This is a genomic window from Enterobacter cloacae complex sp. P6RS, from assembly GCF_014982245.1.
Classification (GTDB): Bacteria; Pseudomonadota; Gammaproteobacteria; order Enterobacterales; family Enterobacteriaceae; genus Enterobacter; species Enterobacter bugandensis.
The window spans coordinates 152,841-171,478 of record NZ_JADCLB010000020.1 but is presented as its reverse complement, the minus strand read 5'-3'; the positions used below and the strand labels follow the sequence as shown (position 1 = coordinate 171,478).

The 18,638-nt window shown below is 55.7% G+C and carries 14 protein-coding genes; 8 read left to right on the top strand and 6 right to left on the bottom strand.

What is annotated here, in order from left to right:
* Nucleotides 1-51: 51 nt before the first annotated feature.
* The 5 genes from tssI (at nt 52) to INF73_RS14525 (ending at nt 8,756) form a co-directional block, all read left to right on the top strand.
* Nucleotides 52-2,613 (top strand): type VI secretion system tip protein TssI/VgrG, encoded by a 2,562-nt coding sequence (gene tssI, locus INF73_RS14545; RefSeq protein WP_193541633.1) that lies wholly within the window; start codon nt 52-54, stop codon nt 2,611-2,613.
* Complete coding sequence (locus INF73_RS14540; RefSeq protein WP_193547305.1) at nt 2,613-3,311, top strand: hypothetical protein; 699 nt, start codon at nt 2,613-2,615, stop codon at nt 3,309-3,311. Before tssI ends, INF73_RS14540 begins: the two co-directional genes overlap by 1 nt.
* Nucleotides 3,312-3,393: 82 nt before the next feature.
* Nucleotides 3,394-3,834, top strand: a complete 441-nt coding sequence (locus INF73_RS14535) for a DcrB-related protein (RefSeq protein WP_047366812.1) — start codon at nt 3,394-3,396, stop codon at nt 3,832-3,834.
* A 3-nt stretch (nt 3,835-3,837) separates the two neighbouring features.
* Nucleotides 3,838-8,229 carry an RHS repeat-associated core domain-containing protein gene (locus INF73_RS14530; RefSeq protein ID WP_227413097.1) on the top strand — a complete coding sequence of 1,464 codons (4,392 nt, stop codon included), beginning with the start codon at nt 3,838-3,840 and terminating at the stop codon, nt 8,227-8,229.
* Between the two features lie 8 nt (nt 8,230-8,237).
* Nucleotides 8,238-8,756, top strand: coding sequence for a hypothetical protein (locus INF73_RS14525; protein WP_193547304.1), 519 nt, complete (start codon nt 8,238-8,240; stop codon nt 8,754-8,756).
* 517 nt (nt 8,757-9,273) lie between these two features.
* Here INF73_RS14525 and ychF read toward each other — a convergent pair.
* The gene (gene ychF / locus INF73_RS14520) at nt 9,274-10,368 is read right to left on the bottom strand and encodes a redox-regulated ATPase YchF (protein WP_003856650.1); all 1,095 of its coding nucleotides are present in this window, start codon (nt 10,366-10,368) and stop codon (nt 9,274-9,276) included.
* A 126-nt stretch (nt 10,369-10,494) separates the two neighbouring features.
* Nucleotides 10,495-11,079 (bottom strand): aminoacyl-tRNA hydrolase, encoded by a 585-nt coding sequence (gene pth / locus INF73_RS14515; protein WP_048960163.1) that lies wholly within the window; start codon nt 11,077-11,079, stop codon nt 10,495-10,497.
* A gap of 274 nt (nt 11,080-11,353) precedes the next feature.
* Here pth and ychH point away from each other — a divergent pair, with 274 nt between their 5' ends.
* Both ychH and INF73_RS14505 read left to right on the top strand, forming a co-directional pair.
* A complete protein-coding gene (gene ychH / locus INF73_RS14510; protein WP_028013466.1) occupies nt 11,354-11,629 on the top strand; it encodes a stress-induced protein YchH in 276 nt (91 codons plus the stop codon).
* 120 nt (nt 11,630-11,749) lie between these two features.
* Complete coding sequence (locus tag INF73_RS14505) at nt 11,750-12,808, top strand: MerR family transcriptional regulator (protein ID WP_193542765.1); 1,059 nt, start codon at nt 11,750-11,752, stop codon at nt 12,806-12,808.
* Here the strand turns inward: INF73_RS14505 and dauA are convergent.
* The 4 genes from dauA to lolB form a co-directional block, all read right to left on the bottom strand.
* Nucleotides 12,794-14,473 carry a C4-dicarboxylic acid transporter DauA gene (dauA, locus tag INF73_RS14500; protein ID WP_193542762.1) on the bottom strand — a complete coding sequence of 560 codons (1,680 nt, stop codon included), beginning with the start codon at nt 14,471-14,473 and terminating at the stop codon, nt 12,794-12,796. The genes INF73_RS14505 and dauA overlap by 15 nt on opposite strands.
* Nucleotides 14,474-14,597: 124 nt before the next feature.
* On the bottom strand, nt 14,598-15,545 hold the full coding sequence (gene prs, locus INF73_RS14495; protein WP_003856663.1) for a ribose-phosphate diphosphokinase: 948 nt from the start codon (nt 15,543-15,545) through the stop codon (nt 14,598-14,600).
* 125 nt (nt 15,546-15,670) lie between these two features.
* Nucleotides 15,671-16,540 carry a 4-(cytidine 5'-diphospho)-2-C-methyl-D-erythritol kinase gene (gene ispE / locus INF73_RS14490; RefSeq protein WP_028013463.1) on the bottom strand — a complete coding sequence of 290 codons (870 nt, stop codon included), beginning with the start codon at nt 16,538-16,540 and terminating at the stop codon, nt 15,671-15,673.
* Complete coding sequence (gene lolB / locus INF73_RS14485; RefSeq protein WP_028013462.1) at nt 16,537-17,148, bottom strand: lipoprotein insertase outer membrane protein LolB; 612 nt, start codon at nt 17,146-17,148, stop codon at nt 16,537-16,539. The genes ispE and lolB overlap by 4 nt, the downstream gene beginning before the upstream one ends.
* Before the next feature lie 201 nt (nt 17,149-17,349).
* Between lolB and hemA the strand changes: the two genes are divergently transcribed.
* Nucleotides 17,350-18,606 carry a glutamyl-tRNA reductase gene (gene hemA / locus INF73_RS14480; RefSeq protein ID WP_021240361.1) on the top strand — a complete coding sequence of 419 codons (1,257 nt, stop codon included), beginning with the start codon at nt 17,350-17,352 and terminating at the stop codon, nt 18,604-18,606.
* Nucleotides 18,607-18,638: the final 32 nt, after the last annotated feature.

Genomic DNA, 18,638 nt, shown 5'->3' with positions numbered 1-18,638 from the left:
ACAGATGCGAACCTCTTTCCTGAATCGCATAAGCAATATGGAATAAAGATTATGCTCAACCGAATTACCGTTCAGCTCCCGGTGGAGGGGCTTCTGTTCTGGAAACTGACGGGCCGCGAGGCGATGTCCGAATCGTTCGCGCTGGCGCTGACCGTGCTCGGCACGGACGCACGCATCGACCGCAGTAAGCTGCTGGGCCAGCCGGTCACGGTGACCATCCCGACGCAGAACCTGCTGACGTCCCGCTATATTAACGGCAAGATTACCCGCGTGGCGGTGAGCGCCGTTGAGCTGACGGGCACCCGCTATGCGGTGTACCAGCTGACGGTGGAACCGGACCTGTGGCCGATGAAGCGCGACCGTAACCTGCGTATTTTCCAGGGGCAGACGGTGCCGCAGATTGTGAAAACCCTGCTGGGCGAGCATCAGGTCAACGTTGAGGATAAGCTCACCGGCAGCTACCGGGTCTGGGACTACTGCGTGCAGTATCAGGAGTCGAGCCTGGACTTTATCAGCCGCCTGATGGAGCTGGAGGGGATTGCCTATCACTTCAGACACGATGCGGACAAGCACACCCTTGTGCTCACCGATGCCGCCACGCAGCATCAGCCGTTCAGCGGCTATGAGGTCATTCCTTACCACCAGACGCCGTCGGGCGGCAGTACGGACGAAGAGGGCATCAGCCAGTGGGCGCTGGAGGACAGCGTGACGCCGGGGATTTACAGCCTCGACGACTATGACTTCCGCAAGCCGAACGCGTGGCTGTTTCAGGCCCAGCAGAACCCGGCGTCGCCGAAGCCGGGCAGCATCGACGTGTATGACTGGCCGGGGCGCTTTGTGGACAAAGGGCACGGGGAGTTCTATGCCCGTATCCGTCAGGAGCGCTGGCAGGTGGAGCATCAGCAGATTCAGGCCACCGCCACGGCGGCGGGGATAGCGCCAGGGCACACCTTCACGTTAACCAACGCCCCGTTCTTCAGCGACAACGGCGAGTATCTGGTGACGGCTGCGGGCTACCACTTCGAGGAGAACCGCTACGCCAGCGGCGAGGGGGAGACCATTCACCGTACCGATTTCACTGTCATTCCGTCGGCGGTGGTTTACCGCCCGGCGCAGAGCACGGCGTGGCCGCGCACCTACGGCCCGCAGACGGCGAAAGTGGTGGGGCCGAAGGGCGAGAGTATCTGGACGGACAAATACGGGCGCGTGAAGGTGAAGTTCCACTGGGACCGGCTGGCGAAGGGCGATGACACCAGCTCCTGCTGGGTGCGCGTGTCGAGCGCGTGGGCAGGCCAGGGCTACGGCGGGGTGCAGATCCCGCGCGTCGGCGACGAGGTGGTGGTGGACTTTATCAACGGCGACCCGGACCGTCCGATTATTACCGGCCGCGTGTATAACGACGCGAGCATGCCACCGTGGGCGCTGCCGGCTGCGGCGACGCAGATGGGCTTTATGAGCCGCACGAAAGGGGGCTCCGTGGACAACGCCAACGCCCTGCGCTTTGAGGATAAAGCAGGTGCAGAGCAGGTGTGGATCCAGGCCGAGCGCAACATGGACACCAGCGTTAAAAATGATGAAACCCACAGCGTTGGCGGGGCGCGCAGCCATTACGTGAAGAAAAATGAGCTGCATCGCGTGGAAGCAAACCAGACTCAAGCGGTGAAAGGTGGAACCGAGATCCTGACGGGGAAAGGCAAGCTGGATGCGGCGGTAGAGCAGTATGTTATTGCATCCGGGACGAAGCTGCGGCTGGTCTCAGGTGAAAGCGCCATAGAGCTTAACGCTAACGGCAAGATTAACCTGATTGGCAAAGAGTTTAACTTCTTCGTTGAGGGAGATGGGTATATCACCACGGGCGGTAAGCTGCATCTGAATACCTCGGGAACCAAGCCGGGCACAACGGCACCGGGATCGGGGCATAAAGGGGATATTGATGCGGCGGTGCAGGCGAAGTTTTCGCCGGAACAAAACAAGAAAGGGGCAGGAGCGTCTCCTGTGCCATCACAGTCTGCAACGAAACCAGCACCTCAAGCCACAGTAAGTAATGCCAATTCAGCAACACCGACTCAAAGTGAGGACAAGTTTTCAAAGATCTCACCTATTATCTTCCAAAATGAAGGCGGATACGTTAATGACCCTAACGACGCTGGGGGTGCTACCAATAAAGGAATTGCGTGGAAAACATGGCAGAAATATGCCAAGGAAGATCTTGGTGTTGAACCCACATTGGATAACCTAAAAAATTTAACCAATGAACAAGCTGAGACAATTTACCGTAAACGTTACTGGGAGCCGTCTGGGTTTAACAATCTTAATGATCCTAAACTCGCACTAATGTCTTATGATTGGACCATAACCTCCGGCGGAGCCGGTAAACAAATCCAAAAATTGCTGAACAATGAGTTTGGCCAGCAGTTGATTGCAGATGGGAAAATAGGGCCTAAAACTATAGACGCAATGAACAGCGTAAGCGACTCAGCTAAGCTTACCTCCAGAATAGCGGACATTCGTAAAGAATATTATGAAAATCTTGTGGTAAATAACTCAAAAAATGCTAAGTTTTTGACAGGTTGGTTAAATCGAGTTGATCGGTGTGCACAGGTGGCTTTGTAATGAATATAAAATTAGTAATGCTATTGATGGTTGCAGGTTTTAATAGTGGTCATGTAATAGCTAAAGATTTGTTTTCTGGTCAGTGGAGCGGAGAACAAAAAAATGAGTCAACACTGACTTTACGATTAACTCAAGTTGGTCAAAATGTGAATGGTAGTTATTGTTATGTTACGCAAAACGGTAACCGCATTGACTGTCCCCCAGATGATGAGAATAATCTAAAGGGTGTTATTGCTGAAAATCGAGCAAATGTGGAATTTAACTCTTCATTTGGTGGTGAAAAGGGACATGCGAAACTGGAAGTTGTTGGTGATAAAATGATCTGGGCTCTAATTACACCGCCACAGAAAGGTGAATATTATGCTCCGCAGAATTATAAACTAACAAAAGTGTTAAAGTCGCCGGTGTCCGAAAAAAGAATTTTTGAAACCGATAAATTCAATATTACTCTAGTAAATAAATGTGGTTCGTTTGAAAGCGACTGCAATGATATGTTTTATCTTGGAATTAGAAAAAGTGACAATAGTACAATTTCTTTAAATGGGAAGACTTTAAACGATGCGACAGGAAAAGTAATTGGCTCCTTATTTAAAAATGGCGAAATTACCTATGCAGTTACCTATAACCCATTGAAATTGGTAGTCAGTAAGGGTGGTGATATTTTAGTTGATCAGTCAGGTCAATGGATTAATAAGTAGAATTTATTACTAAAGGGTCAGTGTTCTCTGGCCTTTATTTTTGCCTTCACTTTTCTTGATATTAATCATCCCGAGTTCACTTATGAAATACACCCTCCAGGAAGGTTCATTTTCCCTTTTTCCTGCTGCCTGGCAGGATAACAGCATGAACATCATTCGCGATGACGAAAGCGGGCTGTCCGTGGTGGTCAGCCGCGGCGTGATTCCCGATGGCAGCGACTACGAACAAGAGTTTCACCGCCAGTGGGATGTGCTGCGTCCTCAGATGGGTGAGATCGCCCAGAGCGAATTCCGGAGCGTAAAAGCCGGGCCTGATGGAAAAATTAGCGGACTGGAAGTTGAGACCACGTTTGACCGTAACGGGCAGCGCCTGTGGCAAAAACAGCTGGCCGTGCAGACGCCGGGCAAACCGGTATTGATGATTTTTACCCTCTCGGCACTCAGAGCCTTTACCGAAGAGGACGAGGTGCGCTGGAGCGCGCTTAAGCAGAGTCTGACGCTAAACGACAACCGGAATGTGTAAGGCATGAGCGATAACAACGCGGCCCGTAAGGGCGACGAGATTATTCACTCCAGCATTTTTGCTGACATCACCAGCATTGTGGCGGAAGGTGCCGCCTATGCGGTGATCGGTGCGGCGGTAGGCGCAGCAGCAACCGTAGCGGCGCCATTGCTGGGGGCGGGGGCAGCAGCTGCAGGCGTGGCAGCAATTGGATCCAGTTGTCTGTTAAGCGGCATCATTGGCGGCGTGCTGGCGAACGTGGCGGGTATCACAGACGATATCAGTAACGCCGCGGAAGGGTTAGGTAATGCGCTTTTCCCGCCGTCGCCTGCGGGCAAAATCACCACCGGTTCGAATAACGTTCTGACCAACGCAATCCCTGCCGCGCGCGCGGCAGGCACGCTCACGCCCGCCGATACCCCGCCCCCTGAGCCGCAGTCGCCGGGCAGCTTTGCCGATTACGCGGGCATGCTGCTTTCCGCCGCCGGACAGTTTGGCAGCGAAATGTGGCAGCCGAGCGTCGCCTCAGCCGCCGCGGGAATCTCGCCGCTGGAAGAAGACAAGGTGGCGTGTGAAAAACACTCCGGGCCGCAGTATCTGGCGGAAGGCTCCAAAAGCGTCTTCATCAACGGCCAGCCCGCGGTGCGCGCGAAAGATCGCACCACCTGCGAAGGCACCGTTTCCGACGATGTCTCTCCTAACGTGATCATCGGCGGGGACACGCTCACGGTCCGCGATATCAAAAGCGGTAAAACGCCGGGTCTGGCGCTGGGGATGATTGCGCTCTCCCTGCTGCGCGGGCGTCCGGGCAAGATCCTGAAAAACATGCCCTGCGCGCTGGCGGCGGCAGGCGGTGGGATGCTGGCGGATATGGCGGTGAATGCCGTGTTTGGCTCCTCGCACCCGGTTCACGCCGCCACCGGCGTGAAGGTCCTGAATGACGACGACGAGCTTGATTTCTCGCTGCCGGGGCGCTTCCCGCTGCGCTGGCAGCGCAGCTATAACAGCCTGACCACCCGCGAAGGGCTGTTCGGTCTGGGCTGGGCTACAACTTTTGACAGCTATCTGACGTTGGAAGATAACAATGCGACCTGGTTCGATGAAACCGGGCGCGAGCTGAGCTTCGAGCTGCCACTGGTCAACCGCGCGTTTTACAGCATCAGCGAAGGCATCATTATCCGCCGCAATGAGAGCGGCGACGTGGCGATTGCCGACGATGACGGCGCGGTGTGGCGTCTGTACAAACCGACCCGCGCGAATCCTTCTATCCTGCGTCTGGCCTCCCTCAGCGATGAATACGGCAACGCGCTGCTGACGGCGTGGGACGAGCACGGCAGGCTGGTTGGTCTTCACGACGAGCCGCGGGCGATAGACGTCACCCTGCGCTATGAGGATGAACGTTTCCCGCAGCGGGTTACCGCAGCCAGCCATTTCGACGGCAACCAAACCTGGCCGCTGATGCAGTGGGGCTACGATGCGCGCGGCCAGCTGGCGAGCGCGACGGACGCCTCCGGCGTGGTGACGCGTGAATACCGTTACAACGACCACGGCCTGATGGTCTGGCACCGCTTGCCGGGGGGGCTGGAGAGCGAATACCGCTGGAAACAATTCGATCACTGGCGCGTGGTGGAAAACCGCACCAGCACCGGCGATGGCTGCCGCTTTAGCTACGATTTAGACGCGGGGTTGACGACCGTCGAGCACTACGACGGCCAGACGCGACGCCACTACTGGAACGCGCAGAATCTGATTGTGTGTTACGTCGACGAGCGCGGTGAAAACTGGCGCTACGAGTGGGACGATAACGAGCTTCTGACGCGTCGCATCGATCCGCTCGGCAACGCCGTCACCTTCGTCTACGACGAGATGGGCAACCGGGTGCAGGAAATCGATGCCGACGGCAATACCCGCACCACCACCTGGCTTGAGCACCGCGCACTCCCCTCGTCAATCATTGAAGCAGACGGCAGCGCGACCCGGTTCTGGTACGACGAACACCACGGGCTGAAGCGCGTGGTGGATCCGCTGGGGCAGACCACGAAGCTGCGCCGGGACGAGTTTGGCCAGGTTGTGGAAGAGGTCGATGCCGCCGGCAACAGCCGCTATCAGGAGTACAACGATGCCGGGCAGATTGTCCGTTCGACGGACTGTTCCGGGCGTATTACCCGCTATCGCTATCACCCGCTGGGCTGGCTGGTGGCAGAGATTAGCGCCGACGGTGAAGAGACGCGCTACCGCTACGACGCCGCAGGGCGCCCGGTGCAGCTCGATCGCCCGGAAGGCTGGACTGAGTCGCTTAAATGGAACGAACGTGGCCTGCCGGTGAGGCACGCGGGCGCCGACGGGAAAGAAAGTGAGTTCAGATACGATGAGGCGGGGCGCTTAACCGCCACCCGTAATACGCAGGGCGAAGAGGTCCGTCGCCGCTGGGACAGCCGCGGGCGTCTGACTGCCCTGGAAAACGAGAACGGCGAAGCGTATCAGTTCCGCTGGGGGCCGGACTCGCTGCTGCTGGAAGAGGTGGGGCTCGATGGCGTGGCCTCGCAGTATCGCTATGATGCCTGCGGGCGCACGATAGCGCGCACCTTTGCCGCCGGTCATCCGGAGGCCATTACCCACGCCTTCGCCTGGAGCGCGAGCGGTCAGCTGGTCGCCCGCACCACGCCGGAAGGCCAGACCCGCTACCACTATACCCCGTCCGGGCTTTTAAGCCGGATTGGGCTGCATCCTGCGCTTGCAGCCGACGCGTGGACCACCGAGGCAGAGCAGGAGCTCGCCTTTGAGTATGACGCGCTTGGTCGCGTGACGCGCGAAGCGGGCGAGCATGGTGAGCTGGCGTGGGAATATGACGCGCTGGGCAACCGCACCTCCGTCACGCTGCCCGATGGCCGCGAGCTGAAGCAGTTCTACTACGGCAGCGGGCATCTGCTGAGCATCGCCCTCGATAAGCTGTCGGTTTCCGATTTTACCCGCGACGAGCTTCACCGTGAAACCAGCCGCACGCAGGGGCTGCTGACCACCCGCAGCGAATACGATCGTCTTGGCCGACTGCATCGCCGGGACGTCTTTACCGGCAATGCCCAGCGCCCGTCGCCGCGCCGCTGGTCCCGCCGCTGGGATTACGACTATCGCAATAACCTGGTGAGGGAAGAGCGGGACGATAACCCGTTCAGCTGGTACCGCTGGCAGTACGACAGCGCCGGGCGTCTGCTCGTTCAGGACGGCACGCTGCCCGGCCAGGAGCAGTGGCGCTGGGATGCGGCGGGTAACCCCCTCGAAGGCTCTGCTGAGAAGGTCACGCATAACCGCCTGACGCAACTGAACGGCATTCGCTGGCGCTATGACGTCCACGGACGCACCGTGGAGAAAGATAACGGCCAGACCCGCTGGCACTATCGCTACGACGGCGAGCACCGTCTGACGGAGGTGATCAGCCAGCCGCGGGACCGCAACAGGCCGCAGACGCAGGTCAGCTTCCGCTACGATCCGCTCGGGCGACGCACCAGCAAAACGCGACGCCAGATGCTGGGTGGACAGCCAACCGGCAAGCCGGTCACCACCCGGTTTGTCTGGGAAGGGTTCCGCCTGCTGCAGGAAGTTCACGGGGATGTGCCGCTGACCTACGTCTACAGCGATCAGGACAGCTACGATCCGCTGGCGCGTATCGACGGGGTTGATGCCCCGGAAATCTTCTGGTTCCACTGTCAGCCGAACGGCACGCCGGAACGGATGACGGATAGCGAAGGACAGGTGCGCTGGGAAGGGGTGAACAGCGCATGGGGCAAGCTGCTGCGGGAAAGCGAAACGCAGGTATTAGGATATTCTCAGAACCTGCGCATGCAGGGTCAATACCTGGACCGCGAGACAGGGCTGCACTACAATCTGTTCCGGTATTATGACCCGGATTGCGGAAGGTTTACGCAGCAGGACCCGATAGGGTTAAATGGCGGGTTAAATCTTTACAGCTATGCTCCTAATCCATTAGGTTGGATAGATCCGCTGGGTCTATGTAAGAGAGGGGATCCCAATGCAACTGAGTCTATATTTAGGGTTCAAGGGGGAACGCCACCAAATGCAAGTCGGATCAGAATCAAATTAGATTCTGCTAATAACCCAAAAATCCAGCGTGGAACATTAAATATCAGTATTGGAGATAGCTCACATGCTCAGCATTTCCTTGATATTAGAGGTGGAAATGCTGAAGTTGTCTCCTTTAAAGTTCCTAAGTGGATGGCGGATTTCATAGAAGAAAGTGCAATACCTCAGGCAGGTTATCGTACTAATCCGTTAAATCAAGGGGGATTAGCTCCTAAACGCGTGGATCCGACTACGCCAGGTAGGTCGTATGAATTACCATCAATTTGGGCAGAATGGCTTGAAGAAGTAGCGATTCCAGGCTCCGGGAATGTGAAATAGGTTACTATATGAATATCAATAAAGATGACGAACTCCTTGTGATAGTTAAGTATGAAGGAAGATTTTATTGGTTCGTTGCGTTCAAGGAAATGTGGGTCTTAGACAGAGTTAAATGGGTAGAGGATTTTGTGAAAAGTGGGGTGGAAATAAACCTACAGAATATCCATAAGGAAAGATATGACTTACCAGTAGTAAATGAAGAAAACGCGCAGATATTCATTAATTATTTAATTAAAGATGGTTATTCATACGATAAGGATGCCATAGCTGATGAGTTTTATAATAGGCTTTCGCAAAATACAACCTGGTGGGATATATATGATCTTATGCCGGATTTGTTTATAGACTTTGATAATAAAAGATTATATTCGGAATATGTTGAGAGTATGCATTGTCAAGATTATGTTCCTGATGGTTGGCAAGGTGAACTTGTTGATTTTTGTAGTAATGGATCGTTACCTCAAGATGAAATGTTCTGGATACAAAATGAAACTGATCATAGAGCCATTGTGATCGCTAAAGGATAAAATATATTTTCAGCATACCATTTTTAGACAATGTAATGGTCGATTCAACACGCCAATTAGTGTTTGTGTTAAGCGATACAAAGCCGTTATCAACCGTTTTGACCATCTTCAACGCTCAGGGTGAAAACTATTTTGGTCTGCACCTCCTGAAGGTGCTATTTTCTATTACTTAACATTAAACCACTCAAAGAAAGTGGTTTTTGTATGTAGTTATACAGTAATACAAAATGGCTGGCATGATTGGTTTTATTCCTGGGATATGAAGCGTAACGCGTTGTCTAGGTCAGGACCTTCGTACTAAATTCACATTTAACATTAAAATTACAGCGACAATAGTGCATGAAACTGGCATACGCAGAGGGGGCATTCCTGCTAAAGGTGAGAGACTTGCCTGACCAGCAGAGCGTTTATACCAGCATCCCTTTCAGTCGTTAAAACTTGCGACTGCCGACATCATTCTCTTTACCATGTAAAAAAAATCCACGCCTAAGCGTGGATTTTTTTCATTCAAAACAAATCAAACGTTAAACAGGAAGTTCATCACGTCGCCATCTTTAACGATATAATCTTTTCCTTCCGCACGCATCTTGCCTGCTTCTTTCGCGCCTTGCTCACCCTTGTAGGTAATGAAGTCTTCAAACGCGATAGTCTGCGCACGAATAAAGCCCTTCTCGAAGTCGGTGTGGATCTTACCAGCCGCCTGAGGCGCAGTCGCACCGACAGGGATGGTCCACGCACGCACTTCTTTAACGCCAGCGGTGAAGTAGGTCTGCAGGTTCAGCAGCTCATAGCCCGCGCGGATCACGCGGTTCAGGCCCGGCTCTTCCAGACCCAGCTCGGCCATGAACTCTTCACGGTCGGCGTCGTCCAGCTCGGCGATATCGGACTCAACGGCTGCGCAAACCGCCACAACCACAGAACCTTCTGCCGCGGCGATTTCACGGACTTTGTCCAGGTACGGATTGTTCTCGAAACCGTCTTCGTTAACGTTGGCGATGTACATGGTTGGCTTCAGGGTCAGGAAGCTCAGGTATTTGATCGCCGCTTTGTCTTCGTCAGTCAGGTTTTTCAGCGCGCGCAGCATGCCGGCATTTTCCAGCTGTGGCAGGCATTTTTCCAGCGCAGCCAGTTCCGCTTTCGCATCCTTATCGCCGCCTTTCGCTTTCTTCTGCACGCGGTGAATGGCGCGTTCGCAGGTGTCGAGGTCAGAGAGCGCCAGCTCGGTGTTGATAACGTCGATATCGTCAGCCGGATCCACTTTGTTGTTTACGTGGATGATGTTGTCGTTCTCGAAGCAGCGCACAACGTGGCCGATCGCTTCAGTTTCACGGATGTTGGTCAGGAACTGGTTGCCCAGGCCTTCACCTTTGGATGCGCCTTTTACCAGGCCCGCGATGTCCACGAACTCCATGGTGGTGGGCAGAATGCGCTGCGGCTTCACGATTTCCGCGAGCTGGTCCAGACGCGGGTCAGGCATTGGCACAACGCCGGTGTTAGGTTCGATAGTACAGAACGGGAAGTTCGCCGCTTCGATACCCGCTTTGGTAAGCGCGTTAAACAGGGTGGATTTGCCCACGTTTGGCAGACCGACGATACCGCATTTGAATCCCATTTCTAAATCACCTTAATATCTTGATAATCAATCCGTTAACGATAACCGATTGATGAAAAGTAAATAACTACGCCTATTATACACGTAACCCGCATGACGCGCGGTAAAAAAGCCGTATCGGGCGGATTATTGCGCTTTGAAAGCGTGTAAGCGATTTGTCGCTTTGGTTAAGCCGTCTTGCAGCCAGACTTCAGTGCAGCGCGCCGCTTCGTCTACCGCCTCGTCAATCAGTTTTTGTTCTGAAACCGGGGGCTTACCGAGCACGAAACCGACAACTTTGTTTTTATCGCCCGGATGGCCGATTCCCACGCGCAAACGGTGGAAATTCGGGTTATTGCCCAACTTGCTGATGATGTCTTTAAGACCGTTGTGACCGCCGTGTCCGCCGCCCAGCTTGAATTTTGCTACGCCAGGCGGGAGATCCAGCTCATCGTGAGCCACCAGAATTTCATCCGGGTTGATGCGATAAAACGTAGCCATCGCCGCCACCGCTTTACCGCTCAGGTTCATAAAGGTGGTGGGCACCAGCAGGCGAACATCCGCGCCAGCAAGGTTGATACGTGAGGTATAGCCGAAGAATTTAGGTTCTTCACGCAGGGGAGCACGTAACCGTTCGGCCAGCAGATCGACGTACCAGGCTCCGGCGTTGTGGCGGGTGGCCGCATACTCCGCGCCCGGGTTGGCGAGGCCGACAATCAGTTTAATCGTCACGATTCAATTCCTAATGGGTTCCAGATCTGGCGCGTAGTTTACTGTCTGGCGCGCCGCTTGACAAAATTCTGCGGTTATCCCGGCGAAATTCGAATAATTACTCATCTGAACAATTAGAATTTCAAGCTGTTCAACGCCTTATTTGTAAACTTTTGTTTGTGCGTTATCCGTAATTGTGATCATTCACGCAACTCATAAAAGGGGCGTTGTCTATACTTTACACACAAGGATTAGGGGCTTTTCCCCTGACAACCCAAAGTTCCGGAGGTGACATATGAAACGCAAAAACGCTTCGATGCTCGGTAACGTGCTAATGGGGTTGGGACTGTTCGTGATGGTAGTCGGCGTAGGTTATTCCATTTTAAACCAACTGCCGCAGCTTGATCTCCCACAATACTTCGCGCATGGCGCGGTATTGAGCATCTTCCTCGGTGCAGTATTGTGGCTCGCCGGGGCGCGCGTAAGCGGACATGAGGAAGTCTGCGATAAATACTGGTGGGTGCGCCACTACGACAAACGCTGTCGTCGCGACCAGCATAAGCACAGCTAGTGCATGATGAAGAACATCGAAACGACTCCATCCGGAGTCGTTTTTTTTTGCATAGCATATTGACCCTCACGTAACGTAAGGCTCCAGAGTGGTGGCACTGGCAAAGTAAAAGGAGCAGTTATGTTGATTCAGGTGGGTGAGCTGGCGAAACGAGCCGGTATCACCGTGCGGACATTGCATCACTACGAGCAAACAGGGCTGTTGCTGCCTTCTGCCAGAAGCGCGGCAGGTTACCGGCTTTACAACCTGGCGGATGTCCAGCGTCTGCACATGATCCAGGCGCTGGCAAAAGCGGGGCTGGAACTTGCCGAAATCAGGGATTTTCTGGAAAAGGAGTCGCTGTCGTTGACCGAGCTACTCGATGCGCAAATCACGCTGCTGGATAAACAGCTGCGCAGCATACACACGCTGCGCGACCGGCTGGTGGAGTTGCGTACCGGGCTTACCGACGATGCGACGCCGGATCTGGAGTCCTGGCTACAGACTCTGGAGTTAATGAATATGTACGATCGCTGGTTTAGCAAAGAAGAGTTACAGCAGTTGCCGTTTGCGGTACAGAAGGATGCGCTGGCGGCTATCTGGTCAGGGCTGGTGGCAGAGGCTAACGCGCTGCTGGAACAGGATATACCCGTTACTGACACGCGGGCGATGGATCTGGCGACGCGCTGGATGGAACGTCTTGAACAGGACACGGCGGGCAAGCCGGAGTTTCTCACCCGGCTGAACGAGATGCACAGCGTAGAGCCACAGATGCAGGCGCAGACCGGCATTACCACGGAGATGACAGATTACATCACGCGCGCGTTTGCGGAATCTAAGCTCAGCATATGGGAGAAGTATCTCACTGCCGAAGAGATGGCCTTTACCCGGGCGCATTATTTTGACCGCATGATGGAGTGGCCGCCGCTGGTGGCGAAACTGCATCAGGCGCAGCGGGACAATATCGCTCCTGACTCGAAGGAGGCGCAAAAGCTGGCTGAAAACTGGCTGGCATTGTTCCAGTCCTACGCAGGCACCAACCCGGAGACCCAGCAAAAGTTTCGTACGGCTATGCAGCAGGAGCCGCATCTGATGAAAGGAACCTGGATGACGCCTGCCGTGCTTGCATGGCTCCAGCAGGCGATCGGGGTGATGATGCAGAGACGTTTCTCTGCATCAGATAATTCACAGATCCGCTAACGCGACTTCACGGTTAGGATAAAAGGCAAGGCGGCCAGGGATCGGCTGCACGCCCGCACGCGCCATCGTGCGCAGGGGCTGGAATTCCAGGTTGCTGACCCGCAACTCGCAGCCTTCCGGCAGACGTTTCACAAAGCGCTGGAAGGCATCCAGACCGCCGGCATCCAGTACCGGGACGGCATCCCACTTCAGCACCACAACCCGTTTCCCCGCGATGCGGGACTCCAGATCGCTGAACAATCCTTCCGCCGCGGCGAAGAATAGCGGGCCAATCACGCGCAGCACCAGCACATCCTCAGGCACCTCGACGTTTACCGACGAGAGGCGCGTCATCTGCGCGATGCGGCGCATAAACAGCAGGGAGGCCAGCACGATCCCGACGCTGATGGCGATAACCATGTCGAACAGCACGGTCAGCGACATGCAGATTAGCATCACGATGATGTCGTCTTTCGGCGCGCGACGCAGCAGGTTCACCACCTTGTGCGCCTCGCTCATGTTCCAGGCCACCATCAGCAGCAGGGCGGCCATGGCGGAAAGCGGCAGCCAGGAGAGCTGTGGGGCAAGGATCAGCAGCGCCAGAATCACCAGCACGGAGTGGATAACCGCTGAAACGGGGGAGGTCGCACCTGCGCGCACGTTTGCCGCAGAACGGGCGATGGCTGCCGTGGCGGTAATCCCGCCAAAGAATGGTGCGATGAGGTTGCCTAAGCCCTGACCGACCAGTTCGCTATTGGCTTTGTGCTTGGTGCCGGTCATGCCGTCGAGCACCACAGCGCACAGCAGGGATTCAATCGCTCCCAGCATCGCCATAGAGAACGCGGCGGGCAGCAGGGCGCGAAGGGAATCCCAGCTCAGGGTGAAGCTCGAACCAGGCATGTCCCACGGCAGCACCAGCTGCGGCAGCAGCTGCGGAATGCCGTTACCCTGCGAACCGTCCGCCAGAACATAGTGGAACTGCGAGCCGATCGTCGCGACATGACCGTCGAACATATTGACGATAGCCATCACCGCGCAGCCCAGCAGCAAGGCGGGCAGATGGCCCGGCAGGCGAATACCGAGGCGAGGCCAGACGATCAGCGTCCCCAGGGTAACTATTCCGATGGCGGCGTCGCCCAGGTTGGCCGTTGGCAGCGCCATAAACAGCGCGCCCACTTTTTGTAAATAGTGCTCCGGGACGTGGGGCATCTGCAGACCGAGAAAATCTTTGATCTGCATGGTTCCGATGGTGATCCCAATCCCCGAGGTGAACCCCAGCGTCACGGAAAGGGGAATATATTCAATCAGGCGACCAAAACGGGCCAGACCGAACAGAATCAAAAAGACGCCGGACATCAGGGTGGCAACCAGCAGGCCTGCCAGACCAAACTGTTGTGAAACCGGGTAGAGGATCACCACAAAGGCGGCGGTCGGGCCGGAGACGCTGAAGCGCGAGCCGCCCGTCAGGGCAATAACAATCCCGGCAACGGCCGAGGTATACAGACCGTACTGTGGCGCAACGCCGCTGCCAATCGCCAGCGCCATCGCCAGCGGGATGGCAATAATTCCGACGGTGATCCCGGCAATCAGGTCACGGATAAAGCGTGACGAGGTGTACTTCTCTTTCCAGCAGGCGTCGATGAGGGCGCGAAAGGGCAGAACATGTGAGGAGGCTACGTTTTTCACAATTATCTATCATCCGTGTGCGCATCATCTGTCATGTGAATGGCAGGTGAAGGAGGCATTAATCATACAAATAAAACCCGGAGACAAAAAAACCCGCCGCAGCGGGTTTTTTGGCCGTGTTCGATTAGTGTTCGAACATTGCAGAAATGGATTCTTCGTTGCTGATACGACGAATCGCTTCGGCCAGCATCCCGGACAGGGTCAGGGTACGCACGTTTGGCAGTGCCTTGATCTCGTCGCTCAGTGGGATGGTATCGCATACCACAACTTCGTCAATGACGGAGTTGCGCAGGTTGTTCACGGCATTACCGGAGAAGATCGGGTGGGTCGCGTAAGCGAACACGCGCTTGGCACCGCGCTCTTTCAGCGCTTCAGCGGCTTTACACAGCGTACCGCCGGTATCGATCATGTCGTCAACCAGCACGCAGTCGCGGCCAGCCACGTCACCGATGATGTGCATCACCTGAGAAACGTTAGCGCGCGGACGACGCTTGTCGATGATCGCCATGTCGGTATCGTTCAGCAGCTTAGCGATAGCACGGGCACGTACCACGCCGCCGATGTCCGGAGAAACCACGATTGGGTTGTCCAGGTTCAGCTGCAGCATGTCTTCCAGCAGGATTGGGCTGCCGAATACGTTATCAACCGGGACATCGAAGAAGCCCTGGATCTGCTCTGCGTGCAGGTCAACGGTCAGTACGCGGTCAACGCCGACGCTGGACAGGAAGTCAGCGACAACTTTAGCGGTGATTGGCACACGCGCGGAACGGACGCGACGGTCCTGGCGGGCATAACCAAAGTAAGGGATAACAGCAGTGATACGGCCTGCGGAAGCGCGACGCAGAGCGTCGACCATAACAACCAGTTCCATCAGGTTGTCGTTTGTTGGAGCACAGGTGGACTGGATGATGAAAATATCACCACCGCGTACATTTTCGTTGATTTGTACGCTGACTTCGCCGTCGCTAAAGCGACCTACGGCGGCGTCGCCGAGGGAAGTGTACAGGCGGTTGGCAATACGTTGTGCTAGTTCCGGGGTGGCGTTACCAGCAAAAAGCTTCATATCAGGCACGAGAAGAACCTCAGGCATGCGTCCAGTGGTGGATAGCGTTCGCCGCAAACTGCGGGGCCTAAGCGAAGGCTATCCAGGCGGTGTATTAAAGAGCGCGATGCAACGTCTGGAACAGGGTGACGTTGTCACCGAAACTCAGTCTGCGCCAGAATGGCCTGCTGTAGGGGGGAGGTGTTCATCCCGCGCGCTACAAAACCATGCAGCCAATCCGGCGCTTGCTCAAGCACCTGACGGGCGGCGGATTCGGTGTCAAATTCAGCAAAGACACAGGCCCCTGTACCGGTCAGGCGCGACGGCGCGTATTCTAACAGCCAGGAAAGCACCGCATCAACCTCGCGAAAACGTTTTCTTGCGATATCCTCGCAATCGTTGCTGAATTCACAATTTAATAACGTTTCTATTGACCGTACCGGGGTATTTCTTTTCAGGTCAGGATCTTTAAAGATGACCGGGGTCGGAATGCTCACGCCGGGGTGGGCAACCAGATACCATTTCTCCGGCGGGTTGACCGGGGAGAGGATCTCGCCCACGCCCTCGGCAAAGGCCGCGTGGCCGCGAACAAACACAGGGACATCTGCGCCCAGCGTTAAGCCCAAACCAGCCAGTTCATCCGTCGACAGCCCGCAGCCCCAGAGGTGGTTCAGCGCAACCAGCACGGTGGCGGCGTTGGATGAGCCCCCGCCGAGACCGCCACCCATCGGCAGACGCTTCTCAATGCGGATATCCGCACCGCTTCCCGCCGGCAGACGGCCCGATTCCGCGGCGGCTTTCATCAGCAGGCGCGCGGCGCGGACGATCAGGTTGTCCTCATGCGCCACGCCGTCGACCGGCGTCAGCAGGCAAATCTGCCCATCCTGACGCGGCTCGATGGCAATCGTGTCGCCATAGTCAATAAACTGAAACAGCGTCTGCAGAGTGTGATAGCCGTCAGCACGCTGGCCGGTGATGTATAAAAACAGGTTCAGTTTTGCCGGAGAAGGCCAGTGGGTCATCATTTAACGATCCAGTTGTCCATTTTCAGCTTGATGCGCTGGCTGCCCTGGGTCAGCTCCATGTTTGATGGCAGCGACGGTTTACTTTTGCTGTCATAGGCGCTGTACACCACTTTCCAGGTTTTGCCGTTCTGGGTGTAGTTGACCTGGCTCAGACGGTATTGATCGTCAAGCGTATAGTCGGTCGCTTCGCCCGGCAGGCCGAGGATCCACTGGCGCAGGCTGTTCAGCGGAATTGGCATCCCGGTCAGCTTGCCAATCATCTCTTCAGCATCGGTCGCCGTATAGTGCTGGCCTTTGTTATCGGTGATCTGCGCTTCGCCCGGTTTGGCGATAAGCTCCAGCTCGGTGCTGCCAAGCGGGTTCAGCAGCAGCAGGCGATAGTTGTCCTGCCCCGTTTGCTGCCAGAAGAAGCGGGCATAAACCTTTTGTTCGTCAGAGAGATACGCGAAGGCGCCGCGCGTCTGGTACTGCTTCAAATTAAGGACGTCCTGCTGGTGCTGACGCCACTGCGGTGAATCAGGGCTTTTGCCCGGGCCTTTTGGTTGGGTGACAGTACAGGCGGTCAGAACCAGTGCTGCCAGCGGCAGCAGGCGAATCAGTCGGGTCATAATGAGGACAAATCCTTGAGATACGTTGCAGTTATAACTGTTAATGCTAGCGCCCCGCAGTGCTACCGTCTACGTTCAAATTATCTCAAAGCGTTGAGTAACCTATTACTCCGAAAGGAGGCGGTCTCTTTTATTGATCTCGCGCATCCTGTATGATGCGTCCTGCTAACCTTATTAACGCTGGTACTACTCCCGCTCAACATGACCCTATTAGCACTCGGCATCAACCACAAAACGGCCCCGGTTTCGCTGCGAGAACGCGTTACGTTTTCGCCGGATACGCTTGACCTGGCGCTGGACAGCCTGCTTGCACAGCCGATGGTGCAGGGTGGCGTGGTGCTTTCGACGTGCAACCGTACCGAGCTGTATTTGAGCGTGGAAGAGCAGGATAACCTGCACGACGCGCTGATCCGCTGGCTATGTGACTACCACAATCTCAACGAAGACGAGTTGCGTAACAGCCTGTACTGGCATCAGGATAATGATGCGGTCAGCCATCTGATGCGCGTCGCCAGCGGTCTGGATTCGCTGGTGCTGGGCGAGCCGCAGATCCTCGGCCAGGTAAAAAAAGCCTTCGCAGATTCCCAGAAAGGGCATCTCAAGGCCAGCGAGCTGGAGCGTATGTTCCAGAAGTCCTTCTCCGTGGCGAAGCGTGTGCGAACCGAAACCGACATTGGTGCCAGTGCGGTTTCTGTTGCTTTCGCGGCATGTACCCTTGCACGGCAAATCTTTGAATCCCTGTCGACCGTCACCGTGATGCTGGTAGGCGCGGGCGAAACCATCGAGCTTGTGGCGCGCCATCTGCGCGAGCATAAAGTGAAAAAGATGATTATCGCGAACCGCACCCGCGAACGCGCGCAGGTGCTGGCGGACGAAGTGGGTGCCGAGGTGGTTGCGCTGAGCGATATTGATGAACGTCTGAAAGAGGCGGACATTATTATCAGCTCTACCGCCAGCCCGCTGCCGATCATCGGTAAAGGGATGGTGGAGCGTGCGCTGAAATCCCGCCGTAATCAGCCAATGCTGCTGGTGGATATCGCCGTTCCGCGCGATGTTGAGCCAGAGGTTGGCAAGCTGGCTAACGCCTATCTTTACAGCGTGGATGACCTGCAAAGCATTATTTCGCACAACCTCGCCCAGCGTAAAGCGGCGGCGGTGCAGGCGGAAACCATTGTTGAGCAGGAAACCAGCGAATTTATGGCCTGGCTGCGCGCGCAAAGCGTCAGCGAGACCATCCGCGAGTATCGCGGACAGGCGGAGCAGGTGCGTGATGACCTGACTGCCAAAGCGTTAGCGGCCCTGGAACAGGGCGGCGACGCGCAGGCGATTATGCAGGATCTGGCGTGGAAGCTGACCAACCGCCTGATCCATGCGCCAACCAAATCTCTTCAACAGGCTGCCCGTGACGGGGATGATGAACGCCTGACTATTCTGCGCAACAGCCTCGGGCTGGAATAGCGCCCTATACCCATTTTCTAAGACAAGGTGCA